We start from the raw sequence: 16,093 nt of genomic DNA, 5'->3' as shown, positions 1-16,093 counted from the left end.
CTTAGGCCGCTTTCGGCTGCTTTTCGTAGAGGAAATGGAGGATCTGCTGACGCAGGTGGTGGTAGTGGTTATCTTCCGCCAGCTGGACCCGGTTACGCGGACGCGGCAGATTAACGTCAAGGATCTCGCCGATCGTCGCGGCCGGTCCATTGGTCATCATTAACACCCGGTCGGAAAGCAGCACCGCTTCATCGACGTCGTGGGTGATCACGACAATGGTGGTGTTCAGTTCCTGCTGGATGTGCATTACCGCGTCCTGCAGATGGGCTCGGGTGAGCGCGTCCAGCGCGCCAAAAGGCTCATCAAGCAGTAACACTTTTGGCTTCATCGCCAGCGCGCGCGCGATGCCAACCCGCTGTTTCATACCGCCGGAGATCTCCCCCGGCCGTTTGTGCAGCGCGTGCCCCATCTGTACTCGCTGTAAATTGTGTTCGATCCACTCCCGGCGCTCTGCCTTGCTCATGGTACGGCGAAACACCTGATCCACCGCCAGCGCCACGTTGTCAAAACAGCTCAGCCATGGCAGCAGCGAATGGTTCTGGAACACCACCGCCCGCTCCGGTCCCGGGCCGGAAATTTCACGGTTATCGCATAGCAGCCCGCCCTCAGTGGGCTGGGTAATCCCGGCGATCAGATTCAACAGCGTGGATTTGCCGCATCCGGAGTGGCCAATCAGACTGATGGTTTCCCCTTCGTGAATATCAAAAGAGACGTTTTGCAGCGCCAGGAACTCGCCGCTGGCGGTGTTAAAGCATTGACTGACGGCCTGTACCTGAATTAATGGTTTCATAGCGACTCCTTATTTTTCCTGCCAGCTGAAGCGGCGGGCGAGCAATATGAGCCCCTGTTCTAGCAGCAGGCCGACAACGCCGATAATGACGATGGCGATGATGATGTTTTCCACATTGAGGTTGTTCCATTCATTCCAGATCCAAAACCCGATACCCAACCCGCCGGTCAGCATCTCGGCGGCGACGATCACCAGCCAGGCAATGCCTATCGACAGCCGCACGCCGGTTAATACCGCGGGCAGCACTGCCGGAAAGAGGATTTTGCGCATCACCGTCCATTCCGACAGCTGCAGCACGCGAGCCACATTGAGATAGTCCTGCGGGATACGCCTGACGCCTTCCGCGGTGTTAATGACCATCGGCCAGATAGAGCAGATAAAAATGGTCCAGCTGGAAGCCGGTTCCGCCTTCTGGAACAGCAGCAGGCCAATCGGTAACCACGCCAGCGGACTCACCGGGCGCAGCAGCGCGATGAACGGGTTAAACATTCGCGCAAAGAACAGCGAGCGGCCGATAAGAAAGCCCAGCGGAATACCGGCCAGCGCCGCTAAACCAAAGCCCACCGCGACCCGCTGTAGCGAAGCCAACACGTTCCAGCCGATGCCCATATCGTTCGGTCCGTCGCGGTAGAAGGGGTCGGAAAACAGCGTCAGCGCCGAATCCAGAGTGCTCAACGGCGTCGGGAAGCCTTTCGCGCCAATCGCCGCCAGCTGCCAGCCGAGCAGCAGTAGAGCCAGGCCCAGCAGCGGCGGCAGTAGACGCTGCAGCGCGGCGTTCAGCCAGCACCTGGCGGACGGCGTAGCTTTGCGCACCTGCAGCGGCGGCAGGACAATGATTTCGCCCGGCGCGGTTGAGGTCTGCGCGCGCGGCTGCGTGTTAATGGCTGGTTTCATCTCATGCCCCCTTATGTTGAATGGCGAAACTGGCGGCATACCCTTCCGGGTCGACGCCGTTCCACACTTTGCCGTCCAGCAGCGTGCTGCTGCGTAAAGTTTGCGTTGGCGCAGTGATGCCGCCCACGGCCTGCGCCGCCTCTTTCCACAGGTCGATGCGGTTGATACGCTGCGCTACCGCCTGATAATCCGGCGCGCTTTTCAGCAGGCCCCAGCGGCGGAATTGGGTTAAGAACCACATGCCGTCGGAGAGCCACGGATAGCTGGCTTCCCCCTGCTGGAAGAAGCGCATGGGATGAGCGTCGCGCCAGCGTTTGCCGATGCCATTGTCGTATTCGCCAAGCATGCGCCCGCTAAGGTACTGTTCTTTGGTGTTGAGCCACGCCCGTCTGGCGAGGATCCGCGCGGTTTCGCGGGTGTTGTCGGCAGACGCTTCAATCCAGCGCTGGGCCTCCAGCAGCGCCGCCACCAGCGCCCTTGCGGTATTTGGGTAGCGCGCCACCCAATCGCTGCGCGCGCCGAGGATTTTTTCCGGATGATCCGCCCAGATTTGCTGGCTGGTTGCTGCCGTAAAACCAATGCGATCGTTGATCGCCCGCGCGTTCCACGGTTCGCCGACGCAGAAGCCGACCATATTGCCGATGCGCATGTTCATCACCATTTGCGGCGGCGGCACGACCACCATGCGCACATCGGCGAAGGGGTCGATACCGGCGTTCGCCAGCCAGTAATAGAGCCACATCGCATGGGTGCCGGTAGGAAAGGTGTGGGCGAAGGTGTAGCTGCCCGGCGCTTTTTGGTCGATCAGCCGCTTGAGCCCATGACCATCGCTCACGCCTTGCGCCTGCAGGTCACTTGAAAGGGTGATTGCCTGACCGTTGCGGTTCAGGGTCATCAGGTTGGCCATCTGCTGCGGTTTGCCGGCAATACCAAGCTCAAGGCCATACAGCATGCCGTAGAGGATATGCGCCGCATCGAGTTCGCCGGCGACCAGCTTATCGCGCACCGCCGCCCAGCTGGCCTCCTTACTTGGCTGCAGGCTAATGCCATACTTTTTATCGAATCCTTTCAATGCCGCAATCGCCAGCGGCGCGCAGTCGGTTAGCGGGATGAATCCGACCCGCACGGTGGCCAACTCCGGCTTATCGGAACCCGCCGCCCACGCCGCCTGCATCACTCCGGGCAGCAGCATAGCGCCGCCCAGCGCCGCCCCGGCCTGCAAAAAGCGCCGTCGTGAAATGAAAACTTTATCGCCCATAGCCGCTCCAGAACGCGCAAAAAAAAGCGCCCGGCAGTGCTTTCGCACCGCAGGACGCCTTTATCCAGAGACCTTCAGACCGCCGTTGGTCCGTTGTCTCAAATTGTTGATTCACTCAAGTTCAGTAATGCAAAGCGGATGCCAATTTGTGTTATTGCCCGCCAGACGTTGTTTTACCGCTCTCCGCGTCAACTATTGCACCATCGTCAGGCAATGCCTGCCCGCTGATTGTGCATTCAATTTGACGATGAGTCCGGCAGCAGAGCTTTCACCGTCAGCAGCGCGCGGGCGATTTCGACCATCCGCTGGTTCTTATCCATCGCCATTTTACGCAACGCCTGCCAGGCCTGTTCTTCCTGCATTCCCTGATGGCTCATCAGCAGCGCTTTCGCTTTATCTATAATCTTGCGCTCCTCAAACGCGGCTTGCAGCGAGGCCAGTTGGCCGGAGAGTTGCTCAAGTTCCCACGCCTGCTGGCGGACCAGCGGCAGCAGCTGCTTATCCAGGCGCAAAGTCAGGCTATCGCCGCACTCTTCTTCAGGCCATTGCAGCGGCGGCATATCGTCTTCTCCACGTTCGAGCAGTTGCCGGGTCGCGCTGAGCAGGTCGGCAATCAACGCCTCCTCCAGACTGCGCATCTGCTCAAGCCGTTCAGTTTGCAGGCTAAACCAGCGCTGCGCCGCGGCCCCTTCGTCCGCCGAGGGCTGGCGGGTACAGGCGATGCGCCGCAGTTGCTCAATCTCGCGCCCGGCTTCGCAACCCTGCAGCAGCTCAAGCGCCCGCGGCAGACCGGAGAGCGCCTGAAAGCTGTCAAAACAGGGCTGCTGACCGTCAATGCGGTCAACCAACTGCTGACGGAGCTCGCCGTTAAATTGGCCGCGCGCGAAGCCCAACGCTCCCAGCGCGCGCTCCTGGCCCGCCAGCTCTTTACCCTGCATAAAGCTGTACAGGGCGACCATGCGCCCGGCGATCTGCGGATCGTCTATGGTGTCATTCAACTGCGGCACAATATTCAATAAATGGCGAATAATACGGCTAAAGCGCTGAGTGGCCTCCTGAGCGTCCACCGCGCGGCCTTGCACCGCCGCTCGCAGCGCCGGAAGCTGCGCCAGATACCATACCGCGCTGGCTATACGCCAACACAGCGCGCTGCTGGCGGATTCCCGCGCCGGTTGTAGCGCGGCATAAAAAGCGCTTAAGCGCGCGTCCACCAGCGCCCCGCCAGCCCGACGCTCGGCGTCATACAAGCGGCCCTCGGAAGAGAGCCACATATTGGAGGCGCCGCGCTCGCACTGCAGCATATGGACCAACCCACTTATTTCGCTCGCCAGCGTCCCTTGCTGCGTTAGCTTGCGGAGCTGCTGTTTTTGTAGCTGGCGCGCATAATGAAACCAGCCGATTGCTTCAGGCGTCATGCCGGTCGTATTATTCATACCCCCTCCCGAATTACGTCTTTAGATAAAGCTAAGCAATAACCATGCCTGATAAAAGGAGTCTTTATGCAACGTATTGTGATTGTCGCCAACGGAGCCGCTTACGGCAGTGAATCCTTGTTTAATAGCCTGCGCCTGGCTATCGCCCTGCGTGAGCAGGAGTCAGACCTCGATCTGAAGCTGTTTTTAATGTCCGATGCGGTGACCGCCGGGCTACGCGGGCAGAAACCGGCGGAAGGCTATAACATCCAGCAGATGCTGGAGATCCTCACCGCGCAGAATGTGCCGGTAAAACTCTGCAAGACCTGTACGGACGGACGCGGGATCACCCATTTGCCATTAGTAGATGGCGTGGAAGTGGGAACGCTGGTCGAGCTGGCGCAGTGGACGCTGGCGGCGGATAAAGTGCTGACCTTCTGAATTAACCGCCATTAACAGGATTAAATGTCAGGCTGGTGGGCATTGCTGATGCAAAAGTACGCCAGCTGAACGCTTTCAGGAAGATTGTCATTTTTGTTTAATCGTTATCCATTTTGTTGATCGAAATCATCATCCACACGCTCCCCCTTTGGTGTTATGCAACGAGCAAAGTGTGAACGATATCACGCGCGGGTTGATGAATTCAGAGACAGAAACGGGGTATGAAAATGGCAATGGTAAAAGCAAGTTTAACGTTATTCGGCGGTGATACGCTGGTGGTGCGCTGTTCAGAGCGCTGTCATATTCACTTAATGAGCGCCAAGGCCGCCGGCGACAGCCACGCCGATATTTTTAGCGTGCAGGACAGGGACAGCGCTTATCTCACCGTGCCCTACAGCGGCACCTGGAACGTGCTGATCGACAGCCATAGTCAGTCCCTCGAGCACTCCATTAGCTACGTTCCCGCCTGAATCTCCACGCCCGGTAAACCGGGCGTTTTATGCGAGCCCGGGTTGGCTCGCCTCGCCGACCAGATGTCGCACCTGGATAATCAGATCGTCAAGACTGGCGTCGCGCATGCCAAGCTTGCGTAATTCCTGATCCAACGAAAAGAGATACTGGGCATTGGTGCCGAGCGGCCCGCTGGCGCGGGCTATCAGCGGCGCGATGGTTTGTGCGCTGGTATCAGATTCATACAGTGGGTGGCGCGGATCCATAATAAACACCAGCGCATTCACCGTACGCCCATCGTCCAACTCAAGACGGCACCAGGTTGGCAAATAGCAGCCGGTGATCATTTCCCGCTTCCACAGAAGCGTCAGCTCTTGCTCCAGCGTCTCATCCGGCAGACGATAGGCCACGCCGGTGGTACGCCCGCCTTCCTTCAACGCCAACATCCTGCCCGGCTGATGTGCGCTGCCGCGACCGGCGGTCAGGCGCAGGCAAAACGCGCGATGCCAACCCGGCAGCGTACCGGTGCAGGATTCGCTGTATTCCAGCGCCGGGTTCCACATCAACGAACCGTAGCCGAAAATCCACACCGAACCGTTATCCGGACGACAGGCCAGAGTCGCCGCCAACGAGGCCGCCCGCTGCTCCGCCGACCACAGCAGCGATTCCTCAATCGCGCCAAACGCCGTTTTACAATCCGCATTCATTAAGAAATCACGAGTTAACACTTTCTACTACCTCCGCCACTGCCTGCTTCCCGGCGATAATCTGTGCCATCCGTGAATATTGCTGAATTATTATCCAGCTTTATTACTCAATAAGCAATTAACGGAGCGTTGACAAGGGGGCTGACAAAAAATTAGATCGCAAAAGTGATTACTTTTTCTTATGCCATTTGTCGTCATCGCCTTTTTGGTAATCATTTTTCACCGCCGCCCAGGCGACTTTATGCGCCGTCTCCTCACGGCTGGCATCATCGCGACGGTCGGCTTTATCTTTATATTGATCCCACGCGCTATTGAAAGCTTCTTTATAAATTTCCTGCGCGTGTTCCGGCAAGACGTGCTGAACGCTATCGGGAAGTTCTTGTTTACTACGGTAAGGCATAATGACCTCCAGAATCAGGGTAAAAGCTAAGTCTGGAACACAATTCCCGGGTTGGCAAATGAAAGGAATATTGAGAAATGATTTTTAGTAATCATCTGAAAAGTATGTATAAAACATACGTAATAGCCTTTTTTAGCAGACCAACGCATTTCTTATGCAAGAGTGGTAAATTTAAGTAAAAATACAAATTAAACCTATCAATGTCTGTTATTTTATCAACTTACGTTATCTATAATTATAACACCTGCATAAATGGAGATGGTTCATGACACATGCACATGAGGCGGTTAAGACCCGCCACAAGGAGACCTCCCTCGTTTTTCCGGTTTTAGCACTGGTGGTGCTGTTTCTCTGGGGAAGCAGTCAATCACTACCAGTGGTCGTTGCGATTAATATTCTGGCGCTGGTCGGGATTCTGAGTAGCGCATTTAGCGTGGTTCGCCATGCCGACGTTCTTGCTCACCGCCTCGGCGAGCCCTATGGTTCATTAATTTTGAGCCTGTCAGTGGTCATTCTTGAAGTGAGCCTCATTTCCGCATTAATGGCGACCGGCGACGCCGCGCCAACGCTAATGCGCGATACGTTATATTCAATCATTATGATCGTCACCGGCGGTCTGGTCGGCTTCTCTTTACTGCTGGGCGGACGTAAATTCGCCACGCAGTATATGAATTTGTTTGGTATCAAGCAGTATCTGATCGCCCTCTTCCCGCTGGCGATTATCGTACTGGTATTCCCGATGGCGTTACCGGGCGCCAATTTCAGCACCGGCCAGGCGCTACTGGTGGCGCTGATTTCCGCCGCCATGTATGGCGTATTCCTGCTCATTCAGACCAAAACACACCAGAGCCTGTTTGTGTACGAGCATGAAGATGACAGCGACGATGACGACCCGCATCACGGTAAGCCCTCGGCGCATAGCAGCGGCTGGCACACGGCCTGGTTACTGGTACACCTGGTTGCGGTTATCGCCGTTACCAAAATGAACGCTAATCCGCTGGAAACGCTGTTGACCAGCATGAACGCGCCGGTGGCCTTTACCGGTTTCCTGGTGGCGCTATTGATTCTCTCGCCGGAAGGACTCGGCGCCTTGAAAGCGGTGCTGAACAACCAGGTACAGCGCGCGATGAATTTGTTCTTCGGTTCGGTGCTGGCGACGATTTCCCTGACGGTGCCTGTCGTCACGCTTATCGCCTTCCTTACCGGCAATGAACTCCGCTTCGGTTTGGGAGCGCCGGAAATGGTGGTGATGGTGGCGTCGCTGGTGCTGTGCCACATTTCGTTCTCAACCGGGCGCACCAATGTCCTTAACGGCGCGGCGCATCTGGCGCTGTTCGCCGCCTACCTGATGACGATATTTGCCTGACCGGGTAATCAGTAATAAAGCCCAAAAAAAAGCCTGTCGGTGGCGAAACCGGCAGGCTTTTTTACAGCTCAGCGAAACTTAGTTGCTGGTATCCAGCTCGTCGAAGCTTTTCACCAGATCGTCGATCGCTTTCATTTGCTTCAGGAACGGTTCCAGTTTAGCCAGCGGCAGCGCGGACGGGCCGTCACATTTCGCGTGATCCGGATCCGGATGCGCTTCAATGAACAGACCGGCGATACCCACCGCCATCCCGGCGCGAGCCAGTTCCGTCACCTGAGCGCGGCGACCGCCTGAAGCAGCGCCAAACGGGTCGCGGCACTGCAGGGCGTGGGTCACGTCAAAGATGACCGGCGAGTTGTTGGACGCTTTCTTCATTACGCCGAAGCCGAGCATATCAACGACCAGGTTGTCGTAGCCGAAATTAGCGCCGCGATCGCACAGGATCACTTTGTCGTTCCCGCCTTCAATAAATTTATCAACGATGTTGCCCATCTGGCCCGGGCTGACGAATTGCGGTTTCTTGACGTTGATGACAGCGCCGGTTTTAGCCATCGCTTCCACCAGGTCAGTCTGACGCGCGAGGAACGCTGGCAGCTGAATCACGTCAACCACATCGGCCACCGGCTGCGCCTGGCTGGCTTCGTGGACGTCGGTGATGATTTTCACGCCGAAGGTCTGCTTCAGCTCCTGGAAAATCTTCATCCCTTCTTCCAGACCCGGCCCACGATAGGAGTGAATGGAAGAACGGTTGGCTTTATCAAAAGAGGCTTTGAACACATACGGAATGCCCAGCTTTTGCGTGACGGTCACATAGTGTTCGCAGATACGCATCGCAAGATCGCGGGACTCCAGCACGTTCATTCCGCCAAACAGCACGAACGGCAGGTCGTTTGCTACGTTGATATCACCAATGCTAACCACTTTTTGTTTCATAAGATCGCCTTATCAGGGTGTAACCGGAATGGTTCCAGACTAATGCAATGTAATTTGTTTATGTGAAATCGTGTTGATCTGCGCACGGATCATCTCGCTAATCGGATCCTCCGGACACTGCTCAACGAAATAATTGAGATCCAACAGCGCCACGTGATCGCACTCCAGTTGGGCATAGATAAGCCCGCGGTCGCGAATTTCATACGGGTCTTCGGGATTGAACTGCAGCAGCGCTTCGCTGGCGCGTAGGGCCAGCTCCATCTGCCGCTCTTCCATCAACGCCGATTTCAGCGTATCGAGCAGTTTGCGGATCACTTCGGCGTTATCGGCCTCATCGAGATCTTCATTGAACAGTTCTGCCACCGGGCTGATATTCCCCTTCAGCCACACCTCAAGCGTGTGTTCATCAAGCGTCTCGCCGTTGAATGGGTTAATCAGCCACATCTCTTCGCTGGCTTCCGGGTCGGCGCGCAGCAGCATCTGCGTGGGGAAAATAACCGGTACCACCGGTAAATCCAGACGCTGGGCAATCCATAATAGAATCGCCCCCAGCGACACGGCGCTCCCCTGGCGATTCACCAGCACTTTATCCAGCCATAACGCATCGGACAGACGATAAATGCCCTGCGACGCGCCGAAGCCCCACTCGTGATAGAACAATTCCAGCAGCCGGTCGAGCTGACGCTCCTGATCCCAGGAGGTGGCAATCTCTTCCTGCGCCAGTGTTAACAACCGCTGCAACTCATCCTGCACAAAGTGCGTCGGAAAGTCGTCGCGGATCAATTCAGAAATGAGGACCATGCCTTCGCATAATGGCGCTTTGTTAAATTCGAAATCAGCTAATGACCTCATGCCTTACCCCAGTAACGGTATTCTTGTGATGGCGAGTTGAACGATGAAGAACAACACCACCAGCGCCAGCAGAAAGGCGATGAACCGGGTCTGCTGGCGGCGCGGGCGACGTCGGCCCAACGCAATAAATCCTAATGCGATGTAAATGATAACGCCAAACAGCTTTTCAGTCAGCCATGCGCCATCTTCGGTAAACGGCAGATAGTGCGTAATCGCCATTAATCCCGCGCCGCTGAGAAACAGCAGCGTATCGCTACAATGCGGCGCGATACGCACCCAGCGCTGGTTGAGCATCGCGCTGCCGCTGTAGGTCCACCAGTAACGCAGCACGAAAAGCCCGACGGATGTCACCACGCAGGCAATATGCAAATAGAGTACTGCAGTAAATAAATTCATTCGCCGGCTTGCTCCTTGTGCGGCCAACGCCCGAGAGTCAGACGTTCGTTATCGCCATAATCGCGGCAGGTCTCGACATCGAGATAACCTGCTTCATTAAACAATGCGCGTACCGCCTCGCCCTGCTTCCAGCCATGCTCCAGTAGCATATAAGCGTTGGGTAACAAGTACTGACGCCCTTCACGGATGATATGCGCTAAATCGGCCAGCCCCTGGTCGGCGGCGACCAATGCCGTTCTCGGCTCAAAGCGGACATCGCCCTCGGCAAGATGCGGATCGGTTTCATCGATATAGGGGGGATTACTGACAATCATCGCGAACCTCTGCCCCTTGAGCGCGCTAAACCAGTCGCTCTGCAGCACGGTCACGTTGTTGAGAGCGAGATGGGCGGCATTGCGCGCGGCGAGCGCCGCGGCGTCAGGCATAAAATCAACGGCAGTGACCTTGCAGTCCGCCCGCTCGCTGGCCAACGCCAGGGCGATAGCGCCGGTGCCGGTGCCAAGATCCAGGATACGGCAGGCCGTCTGCGGCAAGCGTACCAGCGCCTGCTCGACCAGGCATTCGGTGTCGGGCCGCGGGATCAGCGTCGCCGGCGAGACAAACAGCGGCAGCGACCAGAACTCGCGCTGACCAACCAGATGAGCCACCGGCTCGCCGTTGAGGCGGCGCGCCAGCAATGCTTCCAGCTCCGCCAACTGTTCCGCCGTCAATACGGTTTCGTCAAAAGCGAGGATCCAGGTCCGCGCTTTGCCGGTGACGTGCCCCAGTAAGATCTCGGCGTCGCGACGCGGGCTGTCGCTCGCGCCGAGCCGGGCTATTGCCTGAGTAAGCCACTGTCGAAAGGTCATCATTCCTGCTCGGAAAGCGCCGCCAGCTGGTCAGCCTGGAATTCCTGCACAATCGGTTCGATCAGCATATCCAGTTTGCCTTCCATGGTTTCATCCAGACGGTAAAGAGTCAGGTTGATACGGTGGTCGGTCACGCGCCCCTGTGGGAAGTTGTAGGTACGATTGCGGTCGCTGCGGTCGCCGCTGCCCAGCAGGTTACGGCGGGTAGACGCTTCCGCCTGCTGACGCTTGGCGACTTCGGCGGCGCGAATACGCGCACCCAGCACCGACAGCGCCTTGGCTTTGTTTTTATGCTGTGAACGTTCGTCCTGACACTCAACGACGATACCGGTCGGCAAGTGGGTAATACGGATAGCGGAGTCGGTGGTGTTGACGTGCTGACCGCCCGCGCCCGAGGAGCGGAAGGTATCAATACGCAGGTCCGCCGGATTGATATCCGGCATTTCGGCTTCCGGCAGCTCCGGCATCACCGCCACGGTACAGGCGGAGGTGTGGATACGCCCCTGGGATTCGGTCGCCGGAACGCGCTGGACGCGATGGCCGCCGGATTCAAATTTCAGCCGCCCATAGACGCCGTCGCCGCTGATCTTGGCAATCACTTCTTTAAATCCGCCATGTTCGCCTTCGTTGGCGCTCATGATTTCGACCCGCCAGCGGCGGGCTTCGGCGTAGCGGGTGTACATGCGGAAGAGATCCCCGGCGAACAGCGCCGCTTCATCGCCGCCGGTACCGGCGCGAACTTCGACAAAAGCGTTACGTTCATCGTCCGGATCTTTCGGCAGCAGCAGCACCTGCAGCTGTTGTTCCAGCGCTTCGCTTTTTTCTTTGGCATCGCGCAGCTCTTCCTGCGCCATTTCGCGCATTTCCGGATCGTCGAGCATCATCTGCGCGGTTTCGATATCGTCCTGCACCTGGCGCCAGTCGGTATAGCAGCGGGCAACATCGCCAAGCTGCGCATATTCGCGCGACAGCGCGCGGAAACGGTCCTGGTCGGCAATGGTGGCGGCGTCGCCAAGCAGCGCCTGAACTTCTTCATGGCGTTCGTACAGAGCTTCCAGTTTAGCAACAATAGAAGGCTTCATAGGCGTGAATTCACCCTGTCTTTAAATAGAGAAATGTGCGCTATTCCAGCCCGAGGCTGTTGCGCAGAATATGCAGGCGTTCATCATCCCCGTCACGGGCAGCCTGCTGAAGAGATTTGGTTGGAGCGTGGATCAGGCGGTTGGTCAGCTTACGGGCCAGATCTTGCATAATTTCCTGCGCATCGCCGCCCTGTTCCAGCGCGGCAAGCGCTTTCGCCGTCAGCTCCTCGCGAACCTGCTCGGATTGGGAACGATATTCGCGGATAGTCTCGCTGGCGCTTTGGGCGCGCAGCCAGGCCATAAATTCGCTGGTTTCCTGCTCGACGATCGATTCCGCCTGCACCGCCGCGGCCTTACGCTGCGCCAGATTGTGCTGAATGATATTTTGCAGGTCATCAACGCTGTACAGATAGGCGTTGGCCAGCTTGCCGACTTCCGGCTCGACGTCGCGGGGCACCGCGATATCCACCAGCAGCATCGGCTGATTGCGGCGCGCCTTCAGCGCGCGCTCGACCATCCCTTTGCCGATGATCGGCAGCGGGCTGGCGGTAGAACTGATAATAATATCGGCGTCTTTTAAACGCTCGTCGATATCGCTGAGGGCGATAACTTCCGCGCCGACTTCATCCGCCAGCGCCTGGGCGCGTTCACGGGTGCGGTTGGCAATCACCATTTTGCGAACGTTATGTTCGCGCAGATGGCGGGCGACCAGTTCGATAGTTTCCCCCGCGCCAACCAGTAACACCGTGACGCTGGAGAGCGATTCAAAAATTTGTCGCGCCAGCGTACAGGCGGCGAAGGCAACGGAAACGGCGCTGGCGCCGATATCGGTTTCGGTCCGTACGCGTTTAGCCACCGAAAACGATTTCTGGAACATACGCTCCAGTTCGCTGACGTTCAGATGGCCGCGGCTGGAATCCGCAAACGCTTTTTTCACCTGCCCGAGGATTTGCGGCTCGCCAAGCACCAGCGAATCCAGGCCGCTGGCGACACGCATCAGATGGCTGACGGCGTCGTTATCCTGATGCCAATAAAGACTTTTACGTAGGTCTTCTTCATTCAGGCCGTGGAAGTCACATAGCCAGCGGATCAGCGCTTCCTGCAGGTTGTCCTGCTCTTCAACGCTGAGATACAGCTCCGTGCGATTACAGGTTGATAACACCACCCCGCCCTGCACCATCGGCTGAGCCAATAAGCTCTCCAGCGCCTTGTCGAGCGTATCCGGCGAAAACGTTACGCGTTCTCGCAGCGCTACCGGAGCTGTTTTGTGGTTGATGCCAAGAGCTAAAAGGGTCATGGTGAGGGAATAGTACCAGCGTTGCTAAGGTTAGTCTGAGCGCATCATACAGGATGCGCGTACTCAATAAAAGAGACGCCCCCCTTTTGGAGTAATAGTCAGGGCTTAATAGCCACTAACGGTAATTTTTTGATTTCAGACAACTTGAACGTAGACGCTATCGGCCAGCGACGCTAGCATTAAGGGTTATTATTGCAACCCGCTACACAAATCGGTGTGCGAACCATCAGTCGCCGCATTTCACTGTAGACATCAAGGATTTGTCATCATTATGAATCGACTGTTCCGCCTGCTGCCGTTGGCAAGCCTCGTTCTGACCGCCTGTGCAATCAATACTCCGCCGCAAGGGCCCGGCAAAAGCCCGGACTCCCCGCAATGGCGCCAGCACCAGCAGGATGTCCGCAACCTTAACCAGTTCCAGACCCGCGGGGCGTTTGCCTATCTTTCCGATGAGCAGAAAGTGTATGCCCGTTTCTTCTGGCAACAAACCGGCCAGGACCGCTACCGCCTGCTGCTGACCAACCCGCTTGGCAGCACCGAACTGTCATTAACCGCGCAGCCGGGCGGCGTCCAATTGATTGACAACAAAGGCCAGACCTACAACGCCACCGATGCCGAAGAGATGATTGGCCGCCTGACCGGCATGCCGATCCCGCTTAACAGCCTGCGTCAGTGGATTATCGGCCTGCCGGGCGATGCCACCGACTATTCGCTGGATGACCAGTACCGCCTGCGCGAACTCAACTACACGCAGAATGGTAAAACCTGGCACGTGACCTACAGCGGCTACTCCAGCGACACCAAACCCACCCTGCCGTCTAATATGGAACTCAACAACGGCAGCCAGCGCATCAAGCTGAAAATGGATAACTGGATTGTGAAATGATGAGTCGCTGGCCCGCCCCCGCAAAATTGAATCTGTTTTTGTATATCACCGGTCAACGCGCCGATGGTTATCACACGCTGCAGACGTTGTTTCAGTTTCTCGACTATGGCGACACGCTGACCATTGAACCGCGCCGCGACGGCAAACTGCGGTTGTTAACGCCGGTCGCCGGCGTGCCGGATGAAGAGAACCTGATTATCCGCGCCGCCAGGCTACTGATGGCGGCGGCGGAGTCTCACGGTCAACTCCCCGCAGGCAGCGGCGCGGATATCAGCATCGACAAACGCCTGCCTATGGGCGGCGGCTTAGGCGGCGGCTCTTCTAACGCCGCGACGGTGCTGGTAGCCCTCAATCATCTGTGGGGCTGCGGGCTTAGCGAAGACCAGCTGGCGACGCTTGGGCTACAGCTCGGCGCCGATGTCCCGGTTTTCGTTCGCGGTCACGCGGCGTTTGCCGAAGGGGTTGGCGAGATTCTCACCCCGGTCGATCCGCCGGAAAAATGGTATCTGGTCGCCCACCCGGGCGTAAGTATCCCGACGCCGATCATTTTTCGCGATCCGGAGTTACCACGAAATACCCCGAGCAGGTCAATTAATACCTTACTAAACTGTGAATTCGGCAACGATTGCGAGGTTATCGCAAGAAAACGTTTTCGTGAGGTTGATGCAACGCTTTCCTGGCTGTTAGAATACGCGCCGTCGCGCCTGACTGGCACAGGAGCCTGTGTGTTTGCTGAATTTGACACCGAATCCGCCGCTCGTCAGGTGCTGGAAAAAGCCCCGGAATGGCTGCAAGGCTTTGTTGCGCGAGGAATAAATGTCTCGCCGCTGAAGCAAGCCCTACTGAAGTAATTCTGCTTTTTGCATGAATAACGGCAAGTTTGCCGGGCAAACAGAGTATCGGTGACAACGTCACCCTGTTCCAGACGTTGCATCGTGCTCTTTAATACACCGCCTGGATGAGATGGCGCCGGCCCGCACAGTTTAATGGCCCGTTTCATCCACCACTGGACGCATGCCTGAGGTTCTTCTCGTGCCTGATATGAAGCTTTTTGCTGGTAACGCCACCCCGGAACTAGCACAACGTATTGCCAACCGCCTGTACACTTCTCTTGGCGACGCCGCTGTAGGTCGTTTTAGCGACGGCGAAGTCAGCGTACAAATCAACGAAAACGTACGCGGTGGTGATATTTTCATCATCCAGTCCACTTGTGCTCCCACCAATGACAACCTGATGGAATTGGTTGTTATGGTTGATGCCCTGCGTCGCGCTTCTGCAGGTCGTATCACCGCTGTTATCCCTTACTTCGGCTATGCCCGCCAGGACCGTCGCGTACGTTCCGCTCGTGTGCCAATCACCGCTAAAGTCGTCGCTGACTTCCTGTCCAGTGTCGGCGTTGACCGCGTACTAACCGTTGACCTGCACGCTGAACAGATTCAGGGCTTCTTTGATGTTCCTGTTGATAACGTATTCGGTAGCCCAATTCTGCTCGAAGATATGCTGCAGCTGAATCTGGACAACCCGATCGTGGTTTCTCCGGACATCGGCGGCGTGGTTCGCGCTCGCGCTATCGCGAAGCTGCTGAACGATACCGACATGGCGATCATCGATAAACGCCGCCCGCGCGCTAACGTTTCTCAGGTGATGCATATCATCGGCGACGTCGCTGGCCGTGACTGCGTGATGGTTGATGACATGATCGATACCGGCGGTACCCTGTGTAAAGCAGCGGAAGCGCTGAAAGAGCGCGGTGCGAAACGTGTCTTCGCCTACGCGACTCACCCGATCTTCTCCGGCAATGCTATCCAGAACATTAAAAACTCTGTGATTGATGAATTCGTCGTCTGCGATACCATTCCGCTGACGCCGGAAATCAAAGCGCTGGACAAAGTCCGCACCCTGACCCTGTCAGGTATGCTGGCCGAAGCGATTCGTCGTATCAGCAACGAAGAATCCATTTCCGCTATGTTCGAGCACTAATCGAGCCCAGCCGAAAAACCCGCTGCGGCGGGTTTTTTTGTCTCTGGTTCATATTTGTATGACTAATGCCTCCTTCACCTGCCATTCAGTTGACAGATGAT

At 56.9% G+C, this 16,093-nt stretch carries 18 protein-coding genes; 6 read left to right on the top strand and 12 right to left on the bottom strand.

The features are described 5' to 3' along the window. Nucleotide 1: 1 nt before the first annotated feature. The 4 genes from ABLV07_RS18405 to nasR form a co-directional block, all read right to left on the bottom strand. Nucleotides 2-790, bottom strand: a complete 789-nt coding sequence (locus ABLV07_RS18405; RefSeq protein WP_045361322.1) for an ABC transporter ATP-binding protein — start codon at nucleotides 788-790, stop codon at nucleotides 2-4. Nucleotides 791-799: 9 nt separating this feature from the next. Next, nucleotides 800-1,684: a nitrate ABC transporter permease gene (ntrB, locus tag ABLV07_RS18400; RefSeq protein ID WP_348853528.1), complete on the bottom strand. Its 885-nt coding sequence runs from the start codon at nucleotides 1,682-1,684 to the stop codon at nucleotides 800-802. A gap of 1 nt (nucleotide 1,685) precedes the next feature. After that, the gene (locus ABLV07_RS18395; RefSeq protein WP_045410872.1) at nucleotides 1,686-2,942 is read right to left on the bottom strand and encodes an ABC transporter substrate-binding protein; all 1,257 of its coding nucleotides are present in this window, start codon (nucleotides 2,940-2,942) and stop codon (nucleotides 1,686-1,688) included. A 236-nt stretch (nucleotides 2,943-3,178) separates the two neighbouring features. Then, a complete protein-coding gene (gene nasR / locus ABLV07_RS18390) occupies nucleotides 3,179-4,375 on the bottom strand; it encodes a nitrate regulatory protein NasR (RefSeq protein WP_015367098.1) in 1,197 nt (398 codons plus the stop codon). A gap of 66 nt (nucleotides 4,376-4,441) precedes the next feature. Between nasR and ABLV07_RS18385 the strand changes: the two genes are divergently transcribed. Both ABLV07_RS18385 and ABLV07_RS18380 read left to right on the top strand, forming a co-directional pair. After that, nucleotides 4,442-4,795 (top strand): DsrE/DsrF/TusD sulfur relay family protein, encoded by a 354-nt coding sequence (locus ABLV07_RS18385; RefSeq protein ID WP_015367099.1) that lies wholly within the window; start codon nucleotides 4,442-4,444, stop codon nucleotides 4,793-4,795. A gap of 227 nt (nucleotides 4,796-5,022) precedes the next feature. Beyond that, entirely contained in the window at nucleotides 5,023-5,265 is a 243-nt protein-coding gene (locus ABLV07_RS18380; RefSeq protein ID WP_015705086.1) for a DUF1883 domain-containing protein, read from the top strand. Nucleotides 5,266-5,292: 27 nt separating this feature from the next. Here ABLV07_RS18380 and ABLV07_RS18375 read toward each other — a convergent pair whose 3' ends face one another. Together ABLV07_RS18375 and chaB are read right to left on the bottom strand one after the other, a co-directional pair. Next, nucleotides 5,293-5,973 carry a gamma-glutamylcyclotransferase gene (locus ABLV07_RS18375; protein WP_015705085.1) on the bottom strand — a complete coding sequence of 227 codons (681 nt, stop codon included), beginning with the start codon at nucleotides 5,971-5,973 and terminating at the stop codon, nucleotides 5,293-5,295. 148 nt (nucleotides 5,974-6,121) lie between these two features. Further along, nucleotides 6,122-6,352 (bottom strand): putative cation transport regulator ChaB, encoded by a 231-nt coding sequence (chaB, locus tag ABLV07_RS18370; protein WP_015367102.1) that lies wholly within the window; start codon nucleotides 6,350-6,352, stop codon nucleotides 6,122-6,124. A gap of 265 nt (nucleotides 6,353-6,617) precedes the next feature. Between chaB and chaA the strand changes: the two genes are divergently transcribed. Further along, complete coding sequence (chaA, locus tag ABLV07_RS18365) at nucleotides 6,618-7,718, top strand: sodium-potassium/proton antiporter ChaA (protein ID WP_015367104.1); 1,101 nt, start codon at nucleotides 6,618-6,620, stop codon at nucleotides 7,716-7,718. 78 nt (nucleotides 7,719-7,796) lie between these two features. On the opposite strand, the gene kdsA is transcribed toward chaA, so the two are convergent. From kdsA to hemA, 6 genes are read right to left on the bottom strand one after another with little or no spacing between them, the layout of a single operon-like run. Next, nucleotides 7,797-8,651 carry a 3-deoxy-8-phosphooctulonate synthase gene (gene kdsA / locus ABLV07_RS18360; RefSeq protein ID WP_015367105.1) on the bottom strand — a complete coding sequence of 285 codons (855 nt, stop codon included), beginning with the start codon at nucleotides 8,649-8,651 and terminating at the stop codon, nucleotides 7,797-7,799. A 39-nt stretch (nucleotides 8,652-8,690) separates the two neighbouring features. Continuing rightward, nucleotides 8,691-9,503: an invasion regulator SirB1 gene (sirB1, locus tag ABLV07_RS18355; RefSeq protein ID WP_015367106.1), complete on the bottom strand. Its 813-nt coding sequence runs from the start codon at nucleotides 9,501-9,503 to the stop codon at nucleotides 8,691-8,693. A 3-nt stretch (nucleotides 9,504-9,506) separates the two neighbouring features. Next, nucleotides 9,507-9,899 (bottom strand): invasion regulator SirB2, encoded by a 393-nt coding sequence (gene sirB2 / locus ABLV07_RS18350; protein WP_015367107.1) that lies wholly within the window; start codon nucleotides 9,897-9,899, stop codon nucleotides 9,507-9,509. After that, the gene (gene prmC / locus ABLV07_RS18345) at nucleotides 9,896-10,747 is read right to left on the bottom strand and encodes a peptide chain release factor N(5)-glutamine methyltransferase (RefSeq protein ID WP_045410870.1); all 852 of its coding nucleotides are present in this window, start codon (nucleotides 10,745-10,747) and stop codon (nucleotides 9,896-9,898) included. Before prmC ends, sirB2 begins: the two co-directional genes overlap by 4 nt. Then, on the bottom strand, nucleotides 10,747-11,829 hold the full coding sequence (prfA, locus tag ABLV07_RS18340; RefSeq protein ID WP_015367109.1) for a peptide chain release factor 1: 1,083 nt from the start codon (nucleotides 11,827-11,829) through the stop codon (nucleotides 10,747-10,749). The genes prmC and prfA overlap by 1 nt, the downstream gene beginning before the upstream one ends. A 40-nt stretch (nucleotides 11,830-11,869) precedes the next feature. Then, nucleotides 11,870-13,126 (bottom strand): glutamyl-tRNA reductase, encoded by a 1,257-nt coding sequence (hemA, locus tag ABLV07_RS18335; RefSeq protein ID WP_015367110.1) that lies wholly within the window; start codon nucleotides 13,124-13,126, stop codon nucleotides 11,870-11,872. 271 nt (nucleotides 13,127-13,397) lie between these two features. On the opposite strand from hemA, the gene lolB reads away from it, so the two are divergent. From lolB to prs, 3 genes are all read left to right on the top strand, one after another. Next, the gene (lolB, locus tag ABLV07_RS18330; RefSeq protein ID WP_015367111.1) at nucleotides 13,398-14,012 is read left to right on the top strand and encodes a lipoprotein insertase outer membrane protein LolB; all 615 of its coding nucleotides are present in this window, start codon (nucleotides 13,398-13,400) and stop codon (nucleotides 14,010-14,012) included. Then, complete coding sequence (ispE, locus tag ABLV07_RS18325) at nucleotides 14,012-14,863, top strand: 4-(cytidine 5'-diphospho)-2-C-methyl-D-erythritol kinase (protein WP_015367112.1); 852 nt, start codon at nucleotides 14,012-14,014, stop codon at nucleotides 14,861-14,863. Before lolB ends, ispE begins: the two co-directional genes overlap by 1 nt. Nucleotides 14,864-15,044: 181 nt before the next feature. Then, on the top strand, nucleotides 15,045-15,992 hold the full coding sequence (gene prs, locus ABLV07_RS18320) for a ribose-phosphate diphosphokinase (protein ID WP_015367113.1): 948 nt from the start codon (nucleotides 15,045-15,047) through the stop codon (nucleotides 15,990-15,992). Nucleotides 15,993-16,093 lie beyond the last annotated feature (101 nt).

The sequence above is a fragment of the Klebsiella sp. CN_Kp097 genome (assembly GCF_040064495.1).
Taxonomy (GTDB): Bacteria; Pseudomonadota; Gammaproteobacteria; order Enterobacterales; family Enterobacteriaceae; genus Klebsiella; species Klebsiella aerogenes.
The sequence above is the reverse complement of the archived record's forward strand: the minus strand, read 5'-3'. Positions and strand labels throughout refer to the sequence as shown.

Coding starts and splice junctions, on each gene's coding strand:
- ABLV07_RS18405 (WP_045361322.1), bottom strand. CDS start 790: ATGAAACCATTAATTCAGGTACAGGCCGTCAGTCAATGCTTTAACACC.
- ntrB (WP_348853528.1), bottom strand. CDS start 1,684: ATGAAACCAGCCATTAACACGCAGCCGCGCGCGCAGACCTCAACCGCG.
- ABLV07_RS18395 (WP_045410872.1), bottom strand. CDS start 2,942: ATGGGCGATAAAGTTTTCATTTCACGACGGCGCTTTTTGCAGGCCGGG.
- nasR (WP_015367098.1), bottom strand. CDS start 4,375: ATGAATAATACGACCGGCATGACGCCTGAAGCAATCGGCTGGTTTCAT.
- ABLV07_RS18385 (WP_015367099.1), top strand. CDS start 4,442: ATGCAACGTATTGTGATTGTCGCCAACGGAGCCGCTTACGGCAGTGAA.
- ABLV07_RS18380 (WP_015705086.1), top strand. CDS start 5,023: ATGGCAATGGTAAAAGCAAGTTTAACGTTATTCGGCGGTGATACGCTG.
- chaB (WP_015367102.1), bottom strand. CDS start 6,352: ATGCCTTACCGTAGTAAACAAGAACTTCCCGATAGCGTTCAGCACGTC.
- chaA (WP_015367104.1), top strand. CDS start 6,618: ATGACACATGCACATGAGGCGGTTAAGACCCGCCACAAGGAGACCTCC.
- kdsA (WP_015367105.1), bottom strand. CDS start 8,651: ATGAAACAAAAAGTGGTTAGCATTGGTGATATCAACGTAGCAAACGAC.
- sirB1 (WP_015367106.1), bottom strand. CDS start 9,503: ATGAGGTCATTAGCTGATTTCGAATTTAACAAAGCGCCATTATGCGAA.
- sirB2 (WP_015367107.1), bottom strand. CDS start 9,899: ATGAATTTATTTACTGCAGTACTCTATTTGCATATTGCCTGCGTGGTG.
- prmC (WP_045410870.1), bottom strand. CDS start 10,747: ATGACCTTTCGACAGTGGCTTACTCAGGCAATAGCCCGGCTCGGCGCG.
- prfA (WP_015367109.1), bottom strand. CDS start 11,829: ATGAAGCCTTCTATTGTTGCTAAACTGGAAGCTCTGTACGAACGCCAT.
- hemA (WP_015367110.1), bottom strand. CDS start 13,126: ATGACCCTTTTAGCTCTTGGCATCAACCACAAAACAGCTCCGGTAGCG.
- lolB (WP_015367111.1), top strand. CDS start 13,398: ATGAATCGACTGTTCCGCCTGCTGCCGTTGGCAAGCCTCGTTCTGACC.
- ispE (WP_015367112.1), top strand. CDS start 14,012: ATGAGTCGCTGGCCCGCCCCCGCAAAATTGAATCTGTTTTTGTATATC.